Source organism: Xanthobacter tagetidis (genome assembly GCF_003667445.1).
GTDB classification, from domain to species: domain Bacteria; phylum Pseudomonadota; class Alphaproteobacteria; order Rhizobiales; family Xanthobacteraceae; genus Xanthobacter; species Xanthobacter tagetidis.
The window spans coordinates 119,281-136,062 of record NZ_RCTF01000004.1; the positions used below are offsets into that span (position 1 = coordinate 119,281).

At 70.5% G+C, this 16,782-nt stretch carries 16 protein-coding genes and 1 pseudogene; 11 read left to right on the forward strand and 6 right to left on the reverse strand.

Features of this window, described 5'->3' with window-relative positions; translation table 11 throughout:
- Positions 1-115 precede the first annotated feature (115 nt).
- Positions 116-802, forward strand: coding sequence for a DUF1345 domain-containing protein (locus D9R14_RS06615; protein WP_121622531.1), 687 nt, complete (start codon positions 116-118; stop codon positions 800-802).
- Positions 803-880: 78 nt separating this feature from the next.
- Here the strand turns inward: D9R14_RS06615 and D9R14_RS06620 are convergent, their stop codons facing one another.
- Entirely contained in the window at positions 881-2,062 is a 1,182-nt protein-coding gene (locus D9R14_RS06620) for a L,D-transpeptidase family protein (protein ID WP_245420608.1), read from the reverse strand.
- A gap of 347 nt (positions 2,063-2,409) precedes the next feature.
- On the opposite strand from D9R14_RS06620, the gene D9R14_RS06625 reads away from it, so the two are divergent.
- The 4 genes from D9R14_RS06625 (at position 2,410) to metH (ending at position 8,609) form a co-directional block, all read left to right on the forward strand.
- Complete coding sequence (locus tag D9R14_RS06625) at positions 2,410-3,414, forward strand: ArsR/SmtB family transcription factor (protein ID WP_121622532.1); 1,005 nt, start codon at positions 2,410-2,412, stop codon at positions 3,412-3,414.
- Positions 3,414-4,331: a methylenetetrahydrofolate reductase [NAD(P)H] gene (gene metF, locus D9R14_RS06630; RefSeq protein WP_121622533.1), complete on the forward strand. Its 918-nt coding sequence runs from the start codon at positions 3,414-3,416 to the stop codon at positions 4,329-4,331. Before D9R14_RS06625 ends, metF begins: the two co-directional genes overlap by 1 nt.
- A 10-nt stretch (positions 4,332-4,341) precedes the next feature.
- Positions 4,342-4,620, forward strand: a complete 279-nt coding sequence (locus D9R14_RS06635; protein ID WP_121622534.1) for a hypothetical protein — start codon at positions 4,342-4,344, stop codon at positions 4,618-4,620.
- 236 nt (positions 4,621-4,856) lie between these two features.
- A complete protein-coding gene (metH, locus tag D9R14_RS06640) occupies positions 4,857-8,609 on the forward strand; it encodes a methionine synthase (RefSeq protein WP_121622535.1) in 3,753 nt (1,250 codons plus the stop codon).
- 126 nt (positions 8,610-8,735) lie between these two features.
- Here metH and D9R14_RS06645 read toward each other — a convergent pair whose 3' ends face one another.
- Positions 8,736-9,248: a methyltransferase family protein gene (locus D9R14_RS06645; RefSeq protein WP_121622536.1), complete on the reverse strand. Its 513-nt coding sequence runs from the start codon at positions 9,246-9,248 to the stop codon at positions 8,736-8,738.
- 84 nt (positions 9,249-9,332) lie between these two features.
- Here D9R14_RS06645 and D9R14_RS23575 point away from each other — a divergent pair.
- Positions 9,333-9,542, forward strand: a pseudogene (locus D9R14_RS23575) (YeeE/YedE thiosulfate transporter family protein); the annotation flags it as partial.
- 242 nt (positions 9,543-9,784) lie between these two features.
- Here the strand turns inward: D9R14_RS23575 and D9R14_RS06655 are convergent.
- The 3 genes from D9R14_RS06655 to D9R14_RS06665 form a co-directional block, all read right to left on the reverse strand.
- The gene (locus D9R14_RS06655; RefSeq protein WP_121622537.1) at positions 9,785-10,909 is read right to left on the reverse strand and encodes a YeeE/YedE family protein; all 1,125 of its coding nucleotides are present in this window, start codon (positions 10,907-10,909) and stop codon (positions 9,785-9,787) included.
- Positions 10,910-11,190: 281 nt separating this feature from the next.
- Complete coding sequence (locus D9R14_RS06660; protein ID WP_121622538.1) at positions 11,191-11,562, reverse strand: ArsR/SmtB family transcription factor; 372 nt, start codon at positions 11,560-11,562, stop codon at positions 11,191-11,193.
- Between the two features lie 179 nt (positions 11,563-11,741).
- Complete coding sequence (locus D9R14_RS06665; RefSeq protein WP_121622539.1) at positions 11,742-12,194, reverse strand: thioredoxin family protein; 453 nt, start codon at positions 12,192-12,194, stop codon at positions 11,742-11,744.
- A 184-nt stretch (positions 12,195-12,378) separates the two neighbouring features.
- On the opposite strand from D9R14_RS06665, the gene D9R14_RS06670 reads away from it, so the two are divergent.
- From D9R14_RS06670 to D9R14_RS06690, 5 genes are all read left to right on the forward strand, one after another.
- Positions 12,379-13,119 carry a cytochrome c biogenesis CcdA family protein gene (locus D9R14_RS06670; RefSeq protein WP_121622540.1) on the forward strand — a complete coding sequence of 247 codons (741 nt, stop codon included), beginning with the start codon at positions 12,379-12,381 and terminating at the stop codon, positions 13,117-13,119.
- Positions 13,120-13,138: 19 nt separating this feature from the next.
- Positions 13,139-13,732 (forward strand): SoxW family protein, encoded by a 594-nt coding sequence (locus tag D9R14_RS06675; protein WP_121622541.1) that lies wholly within the window; start codon positions 13,139-13,141, stop codon positions 13,730-13,732.
- A gap of 140 nt (positions 13,733-13,872) precedes the next feature.
- Entirely contained in the window at positions 13,873-14,484 is a 612-nt protein-coding gene (locus tag D9R14_RS06680; protein WP_121622542.1) for a glutathione S-transferase family protein, read from the forward strand.
- A gap of 6 nt (positions 14,485-14,490) precedes the next feature.
- Entirely contained in the window at positions 14,491-15,234 is a 744-nt protein-coding gene (locus D9R14_RS06685) for an MBL fold metallo-hydrolase (protein ID WP_121622543.1), read from the forward strand.
- On the forward strand, positions 15,212-15,877 hold the full coding sequence (locus tag D9R14_RS06690; RefSeq protein WP_121622544.1) for a uracil-DNA glycosylase family protein: 666 nt from the start codon (positions 15,212-15,214) through the stop codon (positions 15,875-15,877). The genes D9R14_RS06685 and D9R14_RS06690 overlap by 23 nt, the downstream gene beginning before the upstream one ends.
- Here the strand turns inward: D9R14_RS06690 and D9R14_RS06695 are convergent.
- The gene (locus D9R14_RS06695) at positions 15,874-16,737 is read right to left on the reverse strand and encodes a S49 family peptidase (protein WP_121622545.1); all 864 of its coding nucleotides are present in this window, start codon (positions 16,735-16,737) and stop codon (positions 15,874-15,876) included. The two genes, D9R14_RS06690 and D9R14_RS06695, sit on opposite strands and share 4 nt — an antisense overlap.
- Positions 16,738-16,782: the final 45 nt, after the last annotated feature.

Below are 16,782 nucleotides of genomic sequence, written 5' to 3' on the forward strand. Positions count from 1 at the left end.
GGGACAGGTTGCCGCGACTCGCGGCGCGTCCGGCGGACAAATGGCATCATACAGCAGTCGGATGCGCGACATAACGTTTCCGTGATCGAGAGCCGCACTGCCGGGAGGCCGAGAGATGGACAAGACCAGGCGCCAGCCGCCCGCATGGAAGACGGCATTGCGCACACGGCTGCCCGGCTGGCTCCGGCCGCACCTGCGGCTGATCCTCGCAATCGCCGTCGCCGCGGCGGTGTTCGCGCTGGCGCCGATCCCGCGCGCCAGCATGCGCTACCTCATCGCCTTCGATGCCGGCGCGGCGGTGTGGCTGGCACTGGCGGTGGCGCTGGTGCTGAGGTGCGACGCCGCCGAGGTGCGGCGCCGCGCCGAGGACGACGACGAGGGGGCCTGGATCGCATTGGTGGTGGCGGTGGTCGCCACCGCGTCGAGCCTGGTGGCGGTGGTGCTCGCCGCCGCGGCGCCGCCCAATGCGCCGCGCTCGGCGCACATCGCGCTCGGGGTCGGCACCCTGCTCGCCTCGTGGCTGTTCCTCCACACCCTGTTCGCGTTCCACTATGCGCGGGAATATTACGACCCGGACATTCCCGATGCCGCGCCGCCGCTCGGCTTTCCCGGCGGCGGCCGCCCGGACTACTGGGACTTTCTCTACTTCGCGTTCAACCTCGGCACCTCGGCCCAGACCTCGGACGTGACGGTGAACTCCCAGCGCCTGCGCCGCTTCGTCCTCGGCCACCAGGTGGCGTCCTACCTGTTCAACACCGCGGTGATCGCGCTCGGCGTGAACGTGGCCGCCTCGCTGATGTGAGCGCGCCTCAAGCCGAACGCGAAAAGGGCGCGCCTTGCGGGCGCGCCCTCTGTCGTCATCCGTGCCTTCTGCCGCGCGTCAGCGCTGGGCGGTGGCGGACGGGGTCGAGCCGGTCGTGATCGGAGCCGAGGCGCCGGCCGCATTGGCCTGGGCGCCGCCGGGCTTGGGCAGGATCACCACCTTGGTGCCCACCTTCACGCGGTCGTAGAGGTCTTCCACGTCGTTGTTCAGCATGCGGAAGCAGCCCGACGACACGAACTTGCCGATGGTCTGCGGCTCGTTGGTGCCGTGGATGCGGTAGATGGTGCCGCCGAGATACATGGTGCGGGCGCCGAGCGGATTGCCCGGTCCGCCGGCCATGAAGCGCGGCAGATAGGGCTGGCGCTGGATCATCTCCGCCGGCGGGCGCCAGTCGGCCCATTCCGCCTTGCGGGTGACCTTCTCGGTGCCGGCCCAGGTGAAGCCGTCGCGGCCGACGCCGATGCCGTAGCGGATCGCCTTGCCGTTGCCGAGCACGAAATAGAGGTAGGTGTTCGGGGTATCGATGACGATCGTGCCCGCGGGCTGGGTCGTCACATAGTCCACCGTCTGCCGGCGGAAGCGATCCGGCACCGGCTCGGCCGGGTCGACATCCTCGATGCGCGGGCCGGAGGGCGCCTCCTGGGTGCCGGGCACCATGGCGGCATTGGGGCTATAGACGCCGGCAGGCGGCGCCGCGACATAGCCCTGCTGGCTCGGCACGCCATAGGCCTGCTGCTGGGAATAATCCGGCTGCGCGGCCGGCGGATAGCCCGGCTGCGGATAGGCCTGCTGCACGTTGCCCTGCTGGGGATAGCCGGGCTGCGGATACGCCTGCTGCGGGTACGCCTGCTGCTGCTGCGGGTAGCCCTGCTGGGGATATGCCTGCTGCTGCGGATAAGGCTGCTGCGGCGTGATGGACATGGGCTGACCCGATTCGGCCGGGGCCGGCGCGCCATAGGCCTGCTGCGGGGCCGGCACGGACGGCGTGTAGCCCTGAGGCTGGCCCGAAGGCGGCGCCAGATTGGTCCGCTCCACCGCGTCGCTGCTGCGGCCGGGCATCGGCCGCGCATAGGGATCGTTGTAGCCGGGCGGCGGCGCACCATAGCCGCCGACGCTGCCGGGCGGGGTGTCGGGCTCCGCCGGCATGGCATAGCCGCCATAGGCACCCTGGCCGAACGCCGGCAGGGACACGAGGGACGCCCCGAAGGCAGCGATGAGGAAGGTCTGACGCAGCATCATGACAAAAGCTGTTAACCTTGAAACGTGACGAAATTGGAAACGGACTGAGACTTTCTCCGGTTCCCCGCCTTGCCCGCCCAAATTGGCCCAGGCGACGCGGCTTTCCCCGTCCATGAACCCCCGAGGCCGGGCACGCCGTCCTGGAAAGCCGACGCGCCGCAGGCCCGAAGGGTGCACGGCGCCTCTCTCAGCGCTTTATCTTGCGCTGCATCCTGGTGCAACGCGGCATGGGCGTTCGCCGCAAAACGTGATCTGCGCCGGCCGGGCCTGCCCTGCCCTACCTGCGCGCCGCGTGCACCCATCCGCGATGCTTGCACCCGCCTCGCGAACGATATAAACATATCCTTATGTCATCATCGAATGCCGCACTCCCCTTCCCGTTCGCGCTCGAAGGCCTCAAGGCCGCGGGCGAGAGCACGCGGCTGCGCCTCTTGGCGGTGCTCGCGGAAGCCGAGCTGACGGTCTCCGACCTGACCGACATCCTCGGCCAGTCGCAGCCGAGAATCTCCCGCCATCTAAAGCTCCTGGCCGATGCCGGCCTGGTCGAGCGCCACCGCGAGGCGAGCTGGATCTTCTACCGCTGCGCCACCGAGGGGGCGGGCCGGGCCTTCGTCTCCCGCCTCCTGGCGCTGCTCGACCGGCAGGACGGGCTGCTCACCCGCGACCGCGAGCGCCTCGCCGACGTGCGCGCCGCCCGCGCCGCCGCGGCACAGGCCTATTTCTCGACCCATGCGAAAAGCTGGGACGAGATCCGCAAATTGCACGTGCCCGAGGCGGCGGTCGAAGGCGCCGTGCGCGAGGCGCTCGGCGGCGAGCCGATCCACAGCCTGCTCGACCTCGGCACCGGCACCGCCCGCATGCTGGAGCTGTTCGCGCCCGAGATCGAGCGCGGCATCGGCCTCGATCTGTCGCCCGACATGCTGGGCGTCGCGCGCGCCAACCTGGAGCGCGCCGGCATCCGCCACTGCACGGTGCGCCAGAGCGACATCTATGCCATTCCTGCGCCGCGCGATTCGTTCGACGTGGTGATCCTCCACCAGGTGCTGCACTTCCTCGACGACGCGGCACGCGCGCTGGCCGAGGCGGCGCGGGTGCTGCGCCCCGGCGGCCGGCTCCTGGTGGTGGACTTCGCGCCCCACGATCTCGAATTCCTGCGCGACGACCACGCCCACCGCCGGCTCGGCTTCGCGCGCGAGCAGATGGAGGCGTGGCTGGCGCAGGCGGGCCTTCGTCCGGTGTCGTTCCGCACCCTCGTTCCCGAGGGCGGCGCCAAGGACGGGCTCGTGGTTTCCATCTGGCTCGCCCGCGACCCGCGCATGCTGATGGCGGGCGCCCAAAGGGAGGTTGCGTGATGACTGACGCCGTGCGGGCGAGCCGCCAGACGGACAAGGCGCCGATCTCGGTCTCGTTCGAGTTCTTCCCGCCGAAGAACGAGGAGATGGAGAAGCAGCTGTGGGCCTCCATCGACCGGCTGGCGCCGCTCGCGCCGCGCTTCGTGTCGGTGACCTACGGCGCCGGCGGCTCCACCCGCGAGCGCACCCATGCGACCGTCTCGCGCATCGTCAGGGACACCGATCTGCACCCCGCCGCGCACCTCACCTGCGTCGCCGCGACGCGGGACGAGATCGACGAGGTGATCCGCGGCTACGGCACGGCCGGGGTGAAGCACATCGTCGCCCTGCGCGGCGACCCGACCACCGGCGTCGGCACGAAGTACGTGCCGCACGAGAACGGCTACGCCCATGCCTGCGACCTGGTCTCCGGCATCAGGCGGCTCGGCGACTTCGAGGTGTCGGTCTCGGCCTATCCGGAGAAGCACCCGGAGAGCCCGAGCATCGACGCCGACATCGACTATCTGAAGGCCAAGGTGGATGCCGGCGCGACCCGCGCCATCACCCAGTTCTTCTTCGAGAACGACGTCTATTTCCGCTATCTCGACAAGGTGCGCGCCAAGGGCATCGACATCCCCATCGTGCCCGGCATCCTGCCGGTGACGAATTTCAAGCAGGCCTCGAACTTCGCCACCCGAACCGGCGCGAGCGTGCCGTCCTGGCTGCTGAAGCGCTTCGAGGGACTCGACGACGACGCCGAGACGCGCAAGCTGATCGCCGCGGCGGTGGCGGCCGAGCAGGTGACGGACCTTGTTGATCGCGGCGTCACGGATATCCATTTCTATACCCTGAACCGCGCCGACCTCGTCTACGCCATCTGCCACCTCATCGGCCTGCGCCCGAAGGCGGCCGAGGCGCCGCAGGCGATCGCGGTGTGAGGAGAGCCACATGCCAGGGGAACCGCAGAATCTGGTGCTGAGCCTGCTCCGGGAAATCCGCGAGAAGCTCGACGCGCACGACAAACGTTTTGACGCGCAGGACAAGCGTTTCGATACGCTCGACAAGAAGCTCGACAGCCTGCGCCAGGCCATCAACGGCGAGAGCGTGCTCGGCCGCTACGCCGCCGCCGAGGTGGAAGAGCGCCTCGAGGGCATCGAGAAGCGCCTCTCCGTGCTGGAGAAGGGCCCAGGCAAGAAGCCGCCGACCCCGCGCAAACCGACCGCCTGAGACGGCGGGAAAAGATGACGCAAAGCCCTCTCCCGCCTGCGGGGGAGGGTTGGGAGGGGGAAAGGGACAGGACCGCGCCGCGCCGCCTATCCGGCAGCGGCCCGGCCCCCTCCCTTTCCCTCCCGCGCAGGCGGGAGAGGGGGCGCGTCGCGCTCCCGCAGTCCTCCCGATGAATTGCCCGGCCTCCCGCCGGACCCTTCCCAAGGCGGCCCGCCGCCGGAGACCGAGACCGAGCCATGAGCGCCCAGACCCTTCGCGCAGACGCCGGCCGCGCCGCCGACATCCACGCCGCCCTCAACGCGGCCGCGGCCGAGCGCATCCTGATCCTGGACGGCGCCATGGGCACCATGATCCAGGGCCTGAAGCTCGACGAGGCGGGCTATCGCGGCGACCGGTTCAAGGACTGGCCGCGCGACGTGAAGGGCAACAACGACCTGCTAAGCCTCACCCAGCCGGACGCGGTGCGGGCGATCCACCTCAAGTATTTCCTCGCCGGCGCGGACATCGTCGAGACCAACACCTTCTCCTCCACCACCATCGCCCAGGCCGACTACGGCATGGAGGCGCTGGCCTATGAGCTGAACCTGGAGAGCGCGCGCCTCGCCCGCGAGGCGGCGCTTGAGGCGCAGGAACAGGACGGCCGCCGGCGCTTCGTCGCCGGCGCGCTCGGCCCCACCAACCGCACCGCCTCCATCTCGCCGGACGTGAACGACCCCGGCTTCCGCGCCGTGACCTTCGACGAGCTCGCCGCCGCCTATCGCGAGCAGGCCGAGGGCCTGATCGACGGCGGCGCCGACATCATCCTGATCGAGACCATCTTCGACACGCTGAACGCCAAGGCGGCGGTGTTCGCCATCGAGGGGCTGTTCGACGACCTGGGCTTCCGCCTGCCGGTGATGATCTCCGGCACCATCACGGACCTGTCCGGCCGCACGCTCTCGGGCCAGACGCCGGCGGCGTTCTGGTATTCGCTCGCCCACGCGCAGCCGTTCTCCATCGGCCTCAACTGCGCGCTCGGCGCCAGGGAGATGCGCGCGCACGTGGCCGAGATCGGCCGGGTCGCCGACACGCTGGTGTGCGCCTATCCCAATGCCGGCCTGCCCAACGAGTTCGGCCTCTATGACGAGAGCCCGGAGGCCATGGCGGCGCTGGTGGGCGAGTTCGCCGCCTCCGGCCTCGTGAACATCGTCGGCGGCTGCTGCGGCACCACGCCCGACCATATCCGCGCGATCGCCGAGGCGGTGGCCGGCAAGGCGCCGCGCGCCGTGCCCGAAATCCCCCCGCGCCTGCGCCTGTCGGGGCTGGAGCCGTTCGAGCTGACGCCGGAAATCCCGTTCGTGAACGTGGGCGAGCGCACCAACGTCACCGGCTCCGCGCGCTTCCGGAAGCTCATCACCGCCGGCGACTTCCCCGCCGCCCTCGCGGTCGCCCGCGACCAGGTGGAGAGCGGCGCCCAGGTGATCGACATCAACATGGACGAAGGCCTGCTCGACAGCGAGGCCGCCATGATCACCTTCCTGAACCTCGTCGCCTCCGAGCCCGACATCGCCAAGGTGCCGGTGATGGTGGACTCCTCGAAGTGGTCCATCATCGAGCAGGGCCTCAAGCGCATCCAGGGCAAGGGCATCGTCAATTCCATCTCGATGAAGGAAGGCGAGGACAATTTCCGCGCCCAGGCCCGCCTCGTGCGCCGCTACGGCGCGGCGGTGGTGGTGATGGCGTTCGACGAGGAGGGCCAGGCCGACACCTTCGAGCGCAAGACGCAGATCTGCGCCCGCGCCTACAAGATCCTGACCGAAATGGGCTTTCCGCCCCAGGACATCATCTTCGACCCGAACATCTTCGCGGTGGCCACCGGCATCGAGGAGCACGCGCCCTACGGCGTCTACTTCATCGAGGCGACGCGCTGGATCCGCCAGGACCTGCCGCACGCCCACATCTCGGGCGGCGTCTCCAACCTGTCCTTCTCGTTCCGCGGCAACGAGCCGGTGCGCGAGGCGATGCACGCCGTGTTCCTCTACCACGCCATCAAGGCGGGCATGGACATGGGCATCGTCAATGCCGGCCAGCTCGCGGTCTATGACGAGATCGAACCGGCCTTGCGCGAGGCCTGCGAGGACGTGGTGCTGAACCGCCGCGCCGACGCCACCGAGCGCCTGCTGGAGATCGCCGAGGGCTTCAAGGGCGCCGCCGGCAAGGAGAAGAAGGAGGCCGACCTCGCCTGGCGCACCTGGCCGGTGGAGAAGCGCCTGGAGCACGCGCTGGTCAACGGCATCACCGAGTTCGTCGAGGCCGATACCGAGGAGGCGCGCCGGAACGTCGCCCGGCCGCTGCACGTCATCGAGGGCCCGCTGATGGCCGGCATGAACGTGGTCGGCGACCTGTTCGGCGCCGGCAAGATGTTCCTGCCCCAGGTGGTGAAGTCCGCGCGCGTGATGAAGCAGGCGGTGGCCTATCTCATGCCCTTCATGGAGAAGGAGAAGGCGGAGATGGGCCTCACCGAGGCCTCGGCCGCCGGCAAGGTGCTGATGGCGACGGTGAAGGGCGACGTCCACGACATCGGCAAGAACATCGTCGGCGTCGTGCTCCAGTGCAACAATTACGAGGTCATCGACCTCGGCGTCATGGTGCCCGCGGCCAAGATCCTGCAGACCGCCAAGGACCAGAAGGTGGACGTGATCGGCCTTAGCGGCCTCATCACGCCCTCGCTGGACGAGATGGTGAACGTCGCCGCCGAGATGGAGCGCGAGGGCTTCCACGTGCCGCTGCTGATCGGCGGCGCGACCACCTCGCGCGTCCACACGGCGGTGAAGATCGCGCCGCAATATGCCCGCGGCCAGGCGGTCTACGTCACCGATGCCAGCCGCGCGGTGGGCGTGGTCTCGAACCTGCTCAATCCGGAGACCAAGCCGGCCTATGTGGCCGACATCCGCGCTGAATACGCGAAGCTCGCCGAGGCCCACGCCCGCGCCGACGCCGCCAAGCAGCGCGTGCCGCTCGCCAAGGCGCGCGAGAACGCGCTCAAGCTCGACTTTGCCGCCGAGGCGCCGGCCAAGCCCAGCTTCCTCGGCACCCGCGTGTTCGAGGACCACGACCTCGCCGACCTCGTGCCCTTCATCGACTGGACGCCGTTCTTCCAGTCCTGGGAGCTGACCGGGCGCTACCCGGCGATCCTCTCCGATCCCGTGGTCGGCGGGCCGGCGCGCGCGCTGTTCGACGACGCACAGGCGATGCTGAAGAAGATGGTTGAGGAGAAGTGGGTGACGGCGCGCGCGGTGATCGGCTTCTGGCCGGCCAATGCGGTGGGCGACGACATCCTCCTGTTCCGCGACGACACCCGCAAGACGCCGCTCGCGACGCTGCACACGCTGCGCCAGCAATTGCCGCGCCGCGAGGGCAAGTCGGCGCTCGCGCTCGCCGACTTCGTCGCCCCGCTCGACGGCGGCGTCCCGGACTATGTGGGCGGCTTCGCGGTCACCACCGGCGTCGGCGAGGAGGACCGCTCGGAGGCGTTCAAGGCCGCCAACGACGACTATTCCTCGATCCTGTTCAAGGCCCTGTGCGACCGCCTCGCCGAGGCGTTCGCTGAGCGCATGCACCATCTGGTGCGCACGCAGTTCTGGGGCTATGCGGCGGACGAGACGCTCTCGAACGACGACCTGATCGGCGAGAAGTATCGCGGCATCCGCCCGGCGCCGGGCTATCCGGCCCAGCCCGACCACACCGAGAAGGCGACGCTCTTCAAGCTGCTGGACGCCACGGCGCTGGCCGGCATCCACCTCACCGAGAGCTTCGCCATGTGGCCCGGCTCCTCGGTGTCGGGGCTCTATTTCGCGCACCCGGAAAGCGCCTATTTCGGCGTCGGACGCATCGAGCGCGACCAGGTGGAGGACTACGCCGCCCGCAAGGGCTGGAGCGTGGAGGAGGCCGAGCGCTGGCTCGCCCCCATCCTCAACTACGACCCGGCCCGCAGGGCGGCGGCGGAGTAGGGGCGCGGGGCCGGCCGTTCCGCTCTCGGTTTCGGCCGGCGCGCCGATCCGGCTGCGGGCACGTCCCCCACCCTGCCCTCCCCCGCACGCGGGAGAGGGTTCCGCGTCGCGCGCGGCCCTCTCGCATCAGCGCTTCCAGCTCGATTGCTGTCCCCGGGGCCGGCCGATCCAGCGCGGCACGCGGGCGCGATAGGCCGAAAAATCCGCGCCGAAGCGCGCCGCAAGGTGCGCCTCCTCGCGCCGGGCGGCGAGCCGGTCGGTGGCGAGCGCCGCGCCCAGCGCCGCCGCCATGATCCACCCATTGGCGAAGACGGCGCCGAGCCCCAGCACCAGAAGCGTGTTGCCGAGATAGATGGGATTGCGCGACAGCCCGTAAGGACCGTGCGTCACCAGCCGTTCGGCGGCGCGGTGCGGCAGGATGTTGGTGCGCGCGCGGTGGAGCGTCGCCAGCGACCAGAGATCGAGCGCAAGCCCGAGCACCGCGAGCGCACCGCCGGCCATGCGCAGGGCGCCGCCGGCCGGCTCCTGCGGCCAGCCGAGCGGGGACAGCCGGCCGAGCGCGATCCCAAGACCGAGCGCTGCGCCATAGAGCAGCGGCGGCCATGGAATGCGGTTGGGACGCGCTGCCACCTGCTCCATCGTTCCCCCTAGCGTTCCCTCTTTGGTTCCCTCTTGCCGGCCGGCCTGCGACCGCTCTATGCGGCGGACGTGATCGGCGGCCTGGTGCTGGGCGCCGGCATCGCGCTCGCCGGCGCCTGCCCGGGCACGGTGCTGGCGCAGGTGGGGGTCGGCTACCGCGACGCGATCTTCACTTTGCTCGGCGGCATAGCCGGCGCCATGACCTTCGCCTATATGGAGCCCACCCTGAAGCCGATGCTGCTCACTGGCGGGCCGGGCAAGATCACCTTCATGGACCTCACCGGCATCCCCTACTGGATGCTGGCGGCTGGCCTTGCGGGGGCGATCGTCTCGGCCTCGTGGCGCTGGAGCGCTGGCGGCCGTGGCGGGCGGACCTGGGCGCCGACGTGGACGGCGACTTCGGCCCGCGCGAGCGCGCGGCCGAGGCCGCCGGCCGGCTCAAGCCCGCCGAGTGAGCGCCGCCGCGGCCTTCAGAAACGGGGCCGCGTCGTCGATCTGCCGGGCGGCGGCAAAGGAGGCCGCCGGCCGGAGCAGCCTCACCGCGGCCCGTCGCCGCCGCCGCCGGCCCGCCGCTCGCGCAAGGCGAGCGCGGTGCCGCGCAGGAAGTCGGTGAACGAGCCTTCCATCAGCAAGGCGATGCCGAGCCGCGCGCCGGCCGCCATGCCGAGCACCGCCAGCGGCCAGGACAGCGCCATCAGGGAGCCGGCGGTGATGCCCTGGCCGATGGTGCAGCCGCCGCACAGGATGCCGCCGACCCCCATGAGCACGGCGCCCAGAAGGTGGCGCTTCATCTCGCGCGGGTCGTCGAACGCCTCCCAGCGGAATTCGTCGGCGCGCAGCGCGGCGAGCGCCGAGCCGAGCGCCACGCCGGCGGCCGAGCCGATGCCGAACTCGGCGAGGCTCTCGGTGACGAACACCAGCCCGAAGAAGCCGCGCGCCACCGGCGAGACGAAGGTGAGGCTCTGCGGCGCGACGGGGTGCGCGAACTCGTCCACCAGGAACAGCGTCGCCATCCACCCCGCGATCACCGCGAGGCCGAGCAGCGCCCCGGCGGTGACGAGCCGGCGTGCGCGCCGCAGGCGGGCATCGGCGAAGACGAGGCCGATGAGGCCGAGGCCGAGCACCACCGCCAGCGCCAGCCGGAAATCGACGCCGCTCACGCGGCCGAGCAGCGAGGGCAGATCGGACTGCGTGCCGGCGGGCATGGGCAGTTGCACACCCTCGATCACGTCCACCCGGAAGCCGGCGAGCGCCCCGCGCAGGGTGGCATAGGCGACCGCGCCATAGACCATCAGCACCACAAGGCTGCGCAGGTCGCCGCCGCCGAGCCGCACCAGCGAGCCGAAGGCGCAGGTGCCTACCAGCGCCATGCCGAGGCCGAACAGCAGCCCGCCGAACAGGATGCCGAACCACGGCAGCGCGGCGCCCACATAATTGGTGCGCTCTGGCGCGAGCACATCCAGCGCCACCAGAAGCTGGGTGCCGATGAGGGCGACGCCGAGCGCGAGGCCGAACACCTTCAGGCGGCGGAAGTCGGCGCCCACCATGGCGTCTTCCAGCGCGCCGAAGGTGCACAGGCGCGCGCGGAACACGGCAAAGCCGGCGACGCCGCCGACCAGGAGGCCGGCGAGCGCGACCCACCACGGGTTCGAAATGTCCATGCGCCGGTCCTCCCGTGACGCCGCCGGCCATGACGGCTCGGCGGTCGCCGGCGCATTCTTCGAAGGCTCGGACGTTCGGGACGCGCCGCCAAGGACCACGCGGCCCGAGGGCCACAGCCAAGGCATCCGGCGGCCGCTGCGCACCCTCGGCCGCCACCCGGCCGCCGAGCAGGCGCCGTTAGGGAATATTTTCTCGGCCTTTTGCCGATCCCGCAATAGGCAATGCGGATCGAACGAGGCCCGCCGATCGCGGCGGAGGCGGCCCGCCCCCTTGCGGGCGCTTATTTCTCGCTGGCGGCGGCGGGCTCGCAATAAATCGAGTAGATCACCGAGATGACACGCCGCACATCGTCGTTGGCGAGGCTGTAATAGATCGTCTTGCCGTCGCGGCGGGTGGTGACGAGGTCGTCGAGCCGCAGCCGCGCCAATTGCTGCGACACCGTCGGCTGGCGCAGAGAGAGGATGTTCTCCAGCTCGGTGACCGAGCGCTCGCGCTCGGCCAGAAGGCACAGCAGCAGCAGCCGGTTCTCGTGGGAGAGGGCCTTCAGGAAGTCGCTCGCCTTGCGGGCGTTGCGCATGAGCTGGTCCAGCTCGGGCGAAATCTCCGGGCCTTCGCGCAGCTCGTCCTCGATCCGCGTGGACAGGATTGGCATCGTCGTGTTCCAGACCTTTCAGTCGGCGACCCGCAGCGCACGGACGCGCCAGCGGCTGTGTGCGGTGCATCTTAGAGCGGGAATCGCGAAGGTCGAACCTTTCGGGATGAAAAATTCGCCGCAGTCCGCAAACTGTGCACGTCGCCGATGCCGGCCCGCTCCCTTCTTCTTCGTCCGCTTCAGTTGCGCGCCGTGGCAGGCAGCCCCCTGGCCGGCAGATCGCGCGTGAGATCGCGTGTCATGGCGTCGAGCAGCCCCCAGAACGCTTCCTGCGACATGTATCCCGTGATGCGGCCCACCTCGCGCCCGCCTTCCACCAGCACGAAGGTGGGCGCATAGCGCACCGGCGCTGCAAGCGCGATGCCGCCCGTATCGCCGCCGAACAGCGCGCCGAGGCCGCCGGACAGGGTGGCGCGGCGCAGCGGCGCCCGGCGGCCCTCCTCCGTGCGGTCGTAGATCGGCGCGATCTCGGCGTCGAACTGCCGGCAATAGGCGCAGCCGGGGCGTTCGAACATCACCAGCTCCGCCGCCCGCGCCGCCCCCGAAAGCGCGAGAAGGGCCAGCAGGGAGCCCGCAAGGACGCTCGCGCTCATGCTCGCGCTGATGCTCCTGCGCACGCGCACGCTCACCATGGTCGGGCCACTCCGTCGAATGCCGTTCGGGGCCGGGTTCGGCTTTACATATTATCGCATTCGAATATCTTTTTCCACCGAACGCCGCGTCCCGGATTGAGGTGGATCAAATCCGCCCGAGACCAAACAGCGCGGCAGGACAAACCGGCGGAAAGCGCCGGGAAGAGCGCCGGGAGGGCGCGCCATGTCGCTGGATGTGAGCCTGCCCGGCGCCTTCGTCGCCGGTCTCCTGTCCTTTGCCTCGCCGTGCGTGCTGCCGCTGGTGCCGGCCTATCTCGGCTTCCTCGCCGGCGCCGCCGAGGCCGCGCCCGCCGATGCCGGCGCGAAGGCGCGGCCCGCGAACCGGGCCGTGGTGGCGGCGGCCTTCGCCTTCGTGCTGGGATTCTCCACCGTCTTCATCCTGCTCGGCGCCACCGCGTCGACGCTGGGCCAGGCGCTGATGCGCTATGCCGGCCCGCTCACCATCGCCTCGGGGGTGCTGCTGATCGTGTTCGGCCTGCACATGCTGGGCCTGCTGCGCATCCCCCTGCTCTACCGCCAGGCGAAGCTGGAGGTGCGCGAGAAGCCGGCCGGGCTCCTCGGCGCCTATGTCATCGGCCTCGCCTTCGGCTTCGGCTGGTCGCCCTGCGTCGGGCCGGTGCTGGCCGCCATCCTGATCGTCGCCGGCGCCGAGGCCTCTCTTGGACGCGGGGCGCTGCTGCTCGCGCTCTATGCCGCCGGCATCGGCATCCCCTTCCTGCTCGCCGCCCTGTTCGCCGGCCCGTTCCTCGCCTGGGCGGCGGCGGTGAAGCAGCGCATGGGGCTGATCGAGAAGATTTCGGGCGCCCTGCTGGTGGCGACCGGGCTGATCTTCGTCACCGGGCTGATGCCCGAGGTGGCGCAATGGCTGCTCGACCGGGTGCCGGCCTTCGGCGCCATCGGCTGACACGAACGAGGAGGACGCCATGGGAGCGAACCGCACTGCCGCATCCGGACCCACGCGCCGCGCGCTGATCGCCGGCGCGCTCTCCGGCGGCCTTGCCAGCGGCCTCGCGGCCGGCCCGGCCCCCGCCGCGACGCGGCTCGGCGACGACGGGCTCTACACCCAGGACTGGTATGTGGAGGGCTTCCTGGACCTCAAGGAGGACCTCGCCGCGGCCGCCGCCAGGGGGCATGGCTTCGCGCTCCAGTGGAGCCAGCGCGGCTGCCCCCTGTGCAAGCGCCTGCACACCGAGTATTTCGCCGACGCCGCCATCGAGGGTCCCATCAAGGCGAACTTCGACATCGTCCATCTCGACCTGTTCGGCGCCCGCGAGGTCACGTTCTTCGACGGCGCCCGCCTTTCCGAGAAGGCGCTCGGCACCCGCGAGGGCATCCGCGCCACGCCCACCTTCCAGTTCTTCGCCGAGGTGGACGGCAAGGTGAAGGAGGTGGCGCGCATGCCGGGCCTGCTGGCGCCGCCGGAATTTTCCGCCATGTTCCGCTACGTGGCGCAGAAGGGCTACGCCGGCGCCACCTTTCCCGAATGGCTGGCACGCCAGGGCGCGCCGCGCGGCTGACGGCGCCCCCAAGCGGCCATCTACGCCCCTACCGCTCCCCCGCGAACGCATGGCGGCGGGCCGCCGGCATGCCTTGCGTCCGGCCCCGGCGGGGTGTTTTGTGCGTCGCCAACAACATGATGCGAGGAGAGGCCGACGCCATGAAGCTCTACGATTCGGGACGTGCACCGAACCCGCGCCGGGTGCGCATCTTCCTGGCGGAGAAGGATATTTCGGTAGAGCTGGTGCCGGTGGACCTCGGCAAGCTGGAGCAGAAGAGCGCCGACTTCACCCGCATCAATCCGCGCCAGCGCGTGCCGGCCTTGGTGCTCGACGACGGCACGGTCATCACCGAGACCATGGCCATCTGCCGCTATTTCGAGGCTGAGAAGCCGGAGCCGAACCTGTTCGGCCGCACCCCGGTGGAGCAGGGCGTGATCGAGATGTGGCAGCGCCGGGTGGAGCTGGAGCTGCTCTATCCCATCATGTTCGTGCTGCGCCACACCAATCCCGGCATGGCCCAAATGGAGGTGCCGCAGGTGCCCGAATGGGGCGAGGCCAACCGGCCCAAGGTCATGGCCTATCTCGAATTCCTGAACCTGGAACTGGCGGAGCGCGCCTATATCGCCGGCGACCGCTTCACGGTGGCCGACATCACCGCTTTGGTGGCGCTCGACTTCATGCGCGTGATCCGCGTCGAGGTGCCCGAGACGTTCAGTCACCTGTTGCGCTGGAAGAGCGTCGTTTCCGAGCGCCCGAGCGCGAAGGCCTGATCCGACATGCACCTGACAGTGGTCGGCTGCGGGGATGCGTTCGGCTCCGGCGGGCGCAGCAATTCCTGCTATCTCGTCGCGGCCGCCGGGCTGACGGCGACGCTGGACTTCGGCGCCAGCGCGCCGGTGGCCTTCAACCGGATGGGGCTCGATCCGGCGGCGATCGACATCATCTTCCTCAGCCACCTGCACGGCGACCATTTCGGCGGCCTGCCCTTCCTGCTGCTGGACGGGCAGTTCGTGCACCGGCGCACCAAGCCGCTCGCCATCGTCGGCCCGCCGGGCACGCGGGCGCGCCTCGTCACCACCATGGAGGCGCTGTTCCCGCGCATGAGCGCCAATGCCTGGCGCTTCGCCTGGGAGGTGATCGAGGTGGAGCCGGGCTCCACCACCACCCATGGCCCGTTCACGCTCACCACCGCCGAGGTGATCCACCCCTCCGGCGCACCCTCCACCGCGCTGCGCCTCACCGACGGGACGCGCACCCTCGCCTTCTCCGGCGACACGGAATGGACCGAGGCGCTGCTGCCGATCGCCCAGGGCGCCGACCTCTTCATCTGCGAGAGCTACATGTTCGAGGGCTCGCCGGTGGGCCATCTCGCCTACCGCACCATCGCCGCGCGCCGCGCCGATCTCGGCGCCCGGCGCATCCTGCTCACCCATATGGGCGACGCCATGTGGGCGCGGCGCGCAGAGGTGGACGGCGCCCATTTCAGCGTGGCGGAGGATGGCCTCGAACTCGACATCTGACGCCGCGCTCGACGCGCTCGTCGCGCGCATCCGCGCCTGCCGGCTGTGCGTCGAGGCGCCGCGCGGCGCGCCTTTGCCCCATGCGCCGCGGCCGGTGCTGCGGGTCTCCTCCACCGCCCGCATCCTGGTGGCGAGCCAGGCGCCGGGCACCAAGGTGCACCTTTCCGGCCTGCCCTTCACCGACGCTTCGGGCGACCGGCTGCGCGCCTGGATGGGGGTGGGGAGCGACACCTTCTACGACGTGGCGCGCATCGCCATCGCGCCCATGGGCTTCTGCTTTCCGGGACAGGACGCCAAGGGCGCGGACCTGCCGCCCCGGCGCGAATGCGCCGCCGCCTGGCACGACGCGCTGTTCGCGGCTTTGCCGAACTTCGCTCTGGTGCTGGCGGTGGGGCGGCCGGCGCAGGCCTATCACCTGACGCGCCTCGGCCTCGGCCACCTGGTCGGCCGCGGCCTCACCGAGACGGTGGCCAACTGGCGCGCGGTGCGCGCCGCCGCAGCCGCCGGCGGGCACACCATGGTCTATCCGCTACCGCATCCCTCCTGGCGCAACACCGGCTGGATCCGGAACAACCCGTTCTTCGAGGCCGAGCTGCTGCCGGCGCTCAAGGCCGACATCGCCCGCCTGCTGCTGCGCGGTTAGAGACCGAAGCGACTCCAGAGCATGCGCTCCTCCAGCGCCGCCAGGGCGCCGTGGGCGGCTTCGGCGCCGAAGCCGCCGGGCCGGCGCCGGAAGAACGGGCCGGGCGTCTGGATCAGCGGCATCCGCACGTCCTCGCCATAGCGCGCCTTGAGGATCGACCGCACGTCGCCCAGCCCGTCCACGAGGCCGAAGCCGGCGGCCTGGGTGGCGAGCCAGAACTCGCCGGAGAACAGCGCCTCGTCGGGCGCGTTCAGCGCCTCGCCGCGACGCGAGCGAACGAGGTCCGCGAACACCACGTGCAGTTCCTTCAAGAGCGTGTCGAGCCGCTCCACGTCCTCGGGGCGCTCGGGGCGGAAGGGATCGAGCATCACCTTCTTCTCGCCCGCCGTGTAGACGCGCCGCTCGATGCCGAGGCGGGCGATCGCCTCGTTGAAGCCGAAGCCCGCCGTCACCACGCCGATGGAACCGACGATGGAGCACGGATCGGCGAAGATCTCGTCCGCCGCGCAGGCGATCATGTAGCCGCCCGAGGCCGCCACGTCCTCGACGAAGGCGAAGACGTGCTTGTCCTTCTCTTCCGCCAGCGCGCGGATGCGCTTGAAGATCAGATGCGACTGCACCGGCGCCCCGCCGGGCGAGCTGATGAGCAGCGCCACCGCCGGCGCCTTCTTCATCGCGAACGCCTTCTCCAGCGGCTTCGCCACCCCGGCGAGGGTGAGGCTCTGGCTGAAGGGCGAATTCATGCCGATGGCGCCCGACAGGCGCACCACCGGCACCACCGGCAGGTCGCTCCGCAAGCTTTTCGGGAGGAGGTCGCGCGCGCGGCGCAGCATGGAGGAGGAGGAAAGGGGTTCGGCCATGGCACCCGATTAGCGGGTGACTGCGTCGGCCTCAAGGCAGGCGAA

What these genes read in the sequence shown, in the direction of transcription:
- D9R14_RS06615 (WP_121622531.1), top strand. Translation starts at nt 116, where the DNA reads ATGGACAAGACCAGGCGCCAGCCGCCCGCATGGAAGACGGCATTGCGC.
- D9R14_RS06620 (WP_245420608.1), bottom strand. Translation starts at nt 2,062, where the DNA reads ATGATGCTGCGTCAGACCTTCCTCATCGCTGCCTTCGGGGCGTCCCTC.
- D9R14_RS06625 (WP_121622532.1), top strand. Translation starts at nt 2,410, where the DNA reads ATGTCATCATCGAATGCCGCACTCCCCTTCCCGTTCGCGCTCGAAGGC.
- metF (WP_121622533.1), top strand. Translation starts at nt 3,414, where the DNA reads ATGACTGACGCCGTGCGGGCGAGCCGCCAGACGGACAAGGCGCCGATC.
- D9R14_RS06635 (WP_121622534.1), top strand. Translation starts at nt 4,342, where the DNA reads ATGCCAGGGGAACCGCAGAATCTGGTGCTGAGCCTGCTCCGGGAAATC.
- metH (WP_121622535.1), top strand. Translation starts at nt 4,857, where the DNA reads ATGAGCGCCCAGACCCTTCGCGCAGACGCCGGCCGCGCCGCCGACATC.
- D9R14_RS06645 (WP_121622536.1), bottom strand. Translation starts at nt 9,248, where the DNA reads ATGGAGCAGGTGGCAGCGCGTCCCAACCGCATTCCATGGCCGCCGCTG.
- D9R14_RS06655 (WP_121622537.1), bottom strand. Translation starts at nt 10,909, where the DNA reads ATGGACATTTCGAACCCGTGGTGGGTCGCGCTCGCCGGCCTCCTGGTC.
- D9R14_RS06660 (WP_121622538.1), bottom strand. Translation starts at nt 11,562, where the DNA reads ATGCCAATCCTGTCCACGCGGATCGAGGACGAGCTGCGCGAAGGCCCG.
- D9R14_RS06665 (WP_121622539.1), bottom strand. Translation starts at nt 12,194, where the DNA reads ATGGTGAGCGTGCGCGTGCGCAGGAGCATCAGCGCGAGCATGAGCGCG.
- D9R14_RS06670 (WP_121622540.1), top strand. Translation starts at nt 12,379, where the DNA reads ATGTCGCTGGATGTGAGCCTGCCCGGCGCCTTCGTCGCCGGTCTCCTG.
- D9R14_RS06675 (WP_121622541.1), top strand. Translation starts at nt 13,139, where the DNA reads ATGGGAGCGAACCGCACTGCCGCATCCGGACCCACGCGCCGCGCGCTG.
- D9R14_RS06680 (WP_121622542.1), top strand. Translation starts at nt 13,873, where the DNA reads ATGAAGCTCTACGATTCGGGACGTGCACCGAACCCGCGCCGGGTGCGC.
- D9R14_RS06685 (WP_121622543.1), top strand. Translation starts at nt 14,491, where the DNA reads ATGCACCTGACAGTGGTCGGCTGCGGGGATGCGTTCGGCTCCGGCGGG.
- D9R14_RS06690 (WP_121622544.1), top strand. Translation starts at nt 15,212, where the DNA reads ATGGCCTCGAACTCGACATCTGACGCCGCGCTCGACGCGCTCGTCGCG.
- D9R14_RS06695 (WP_121622545.1), bottom strand. Translation starts at nt 16,737, where the DNA reads ATGGCCGAACCCCTTTCCTCCTCCTCCATGCTGCGCCGCGCGCGCGAC.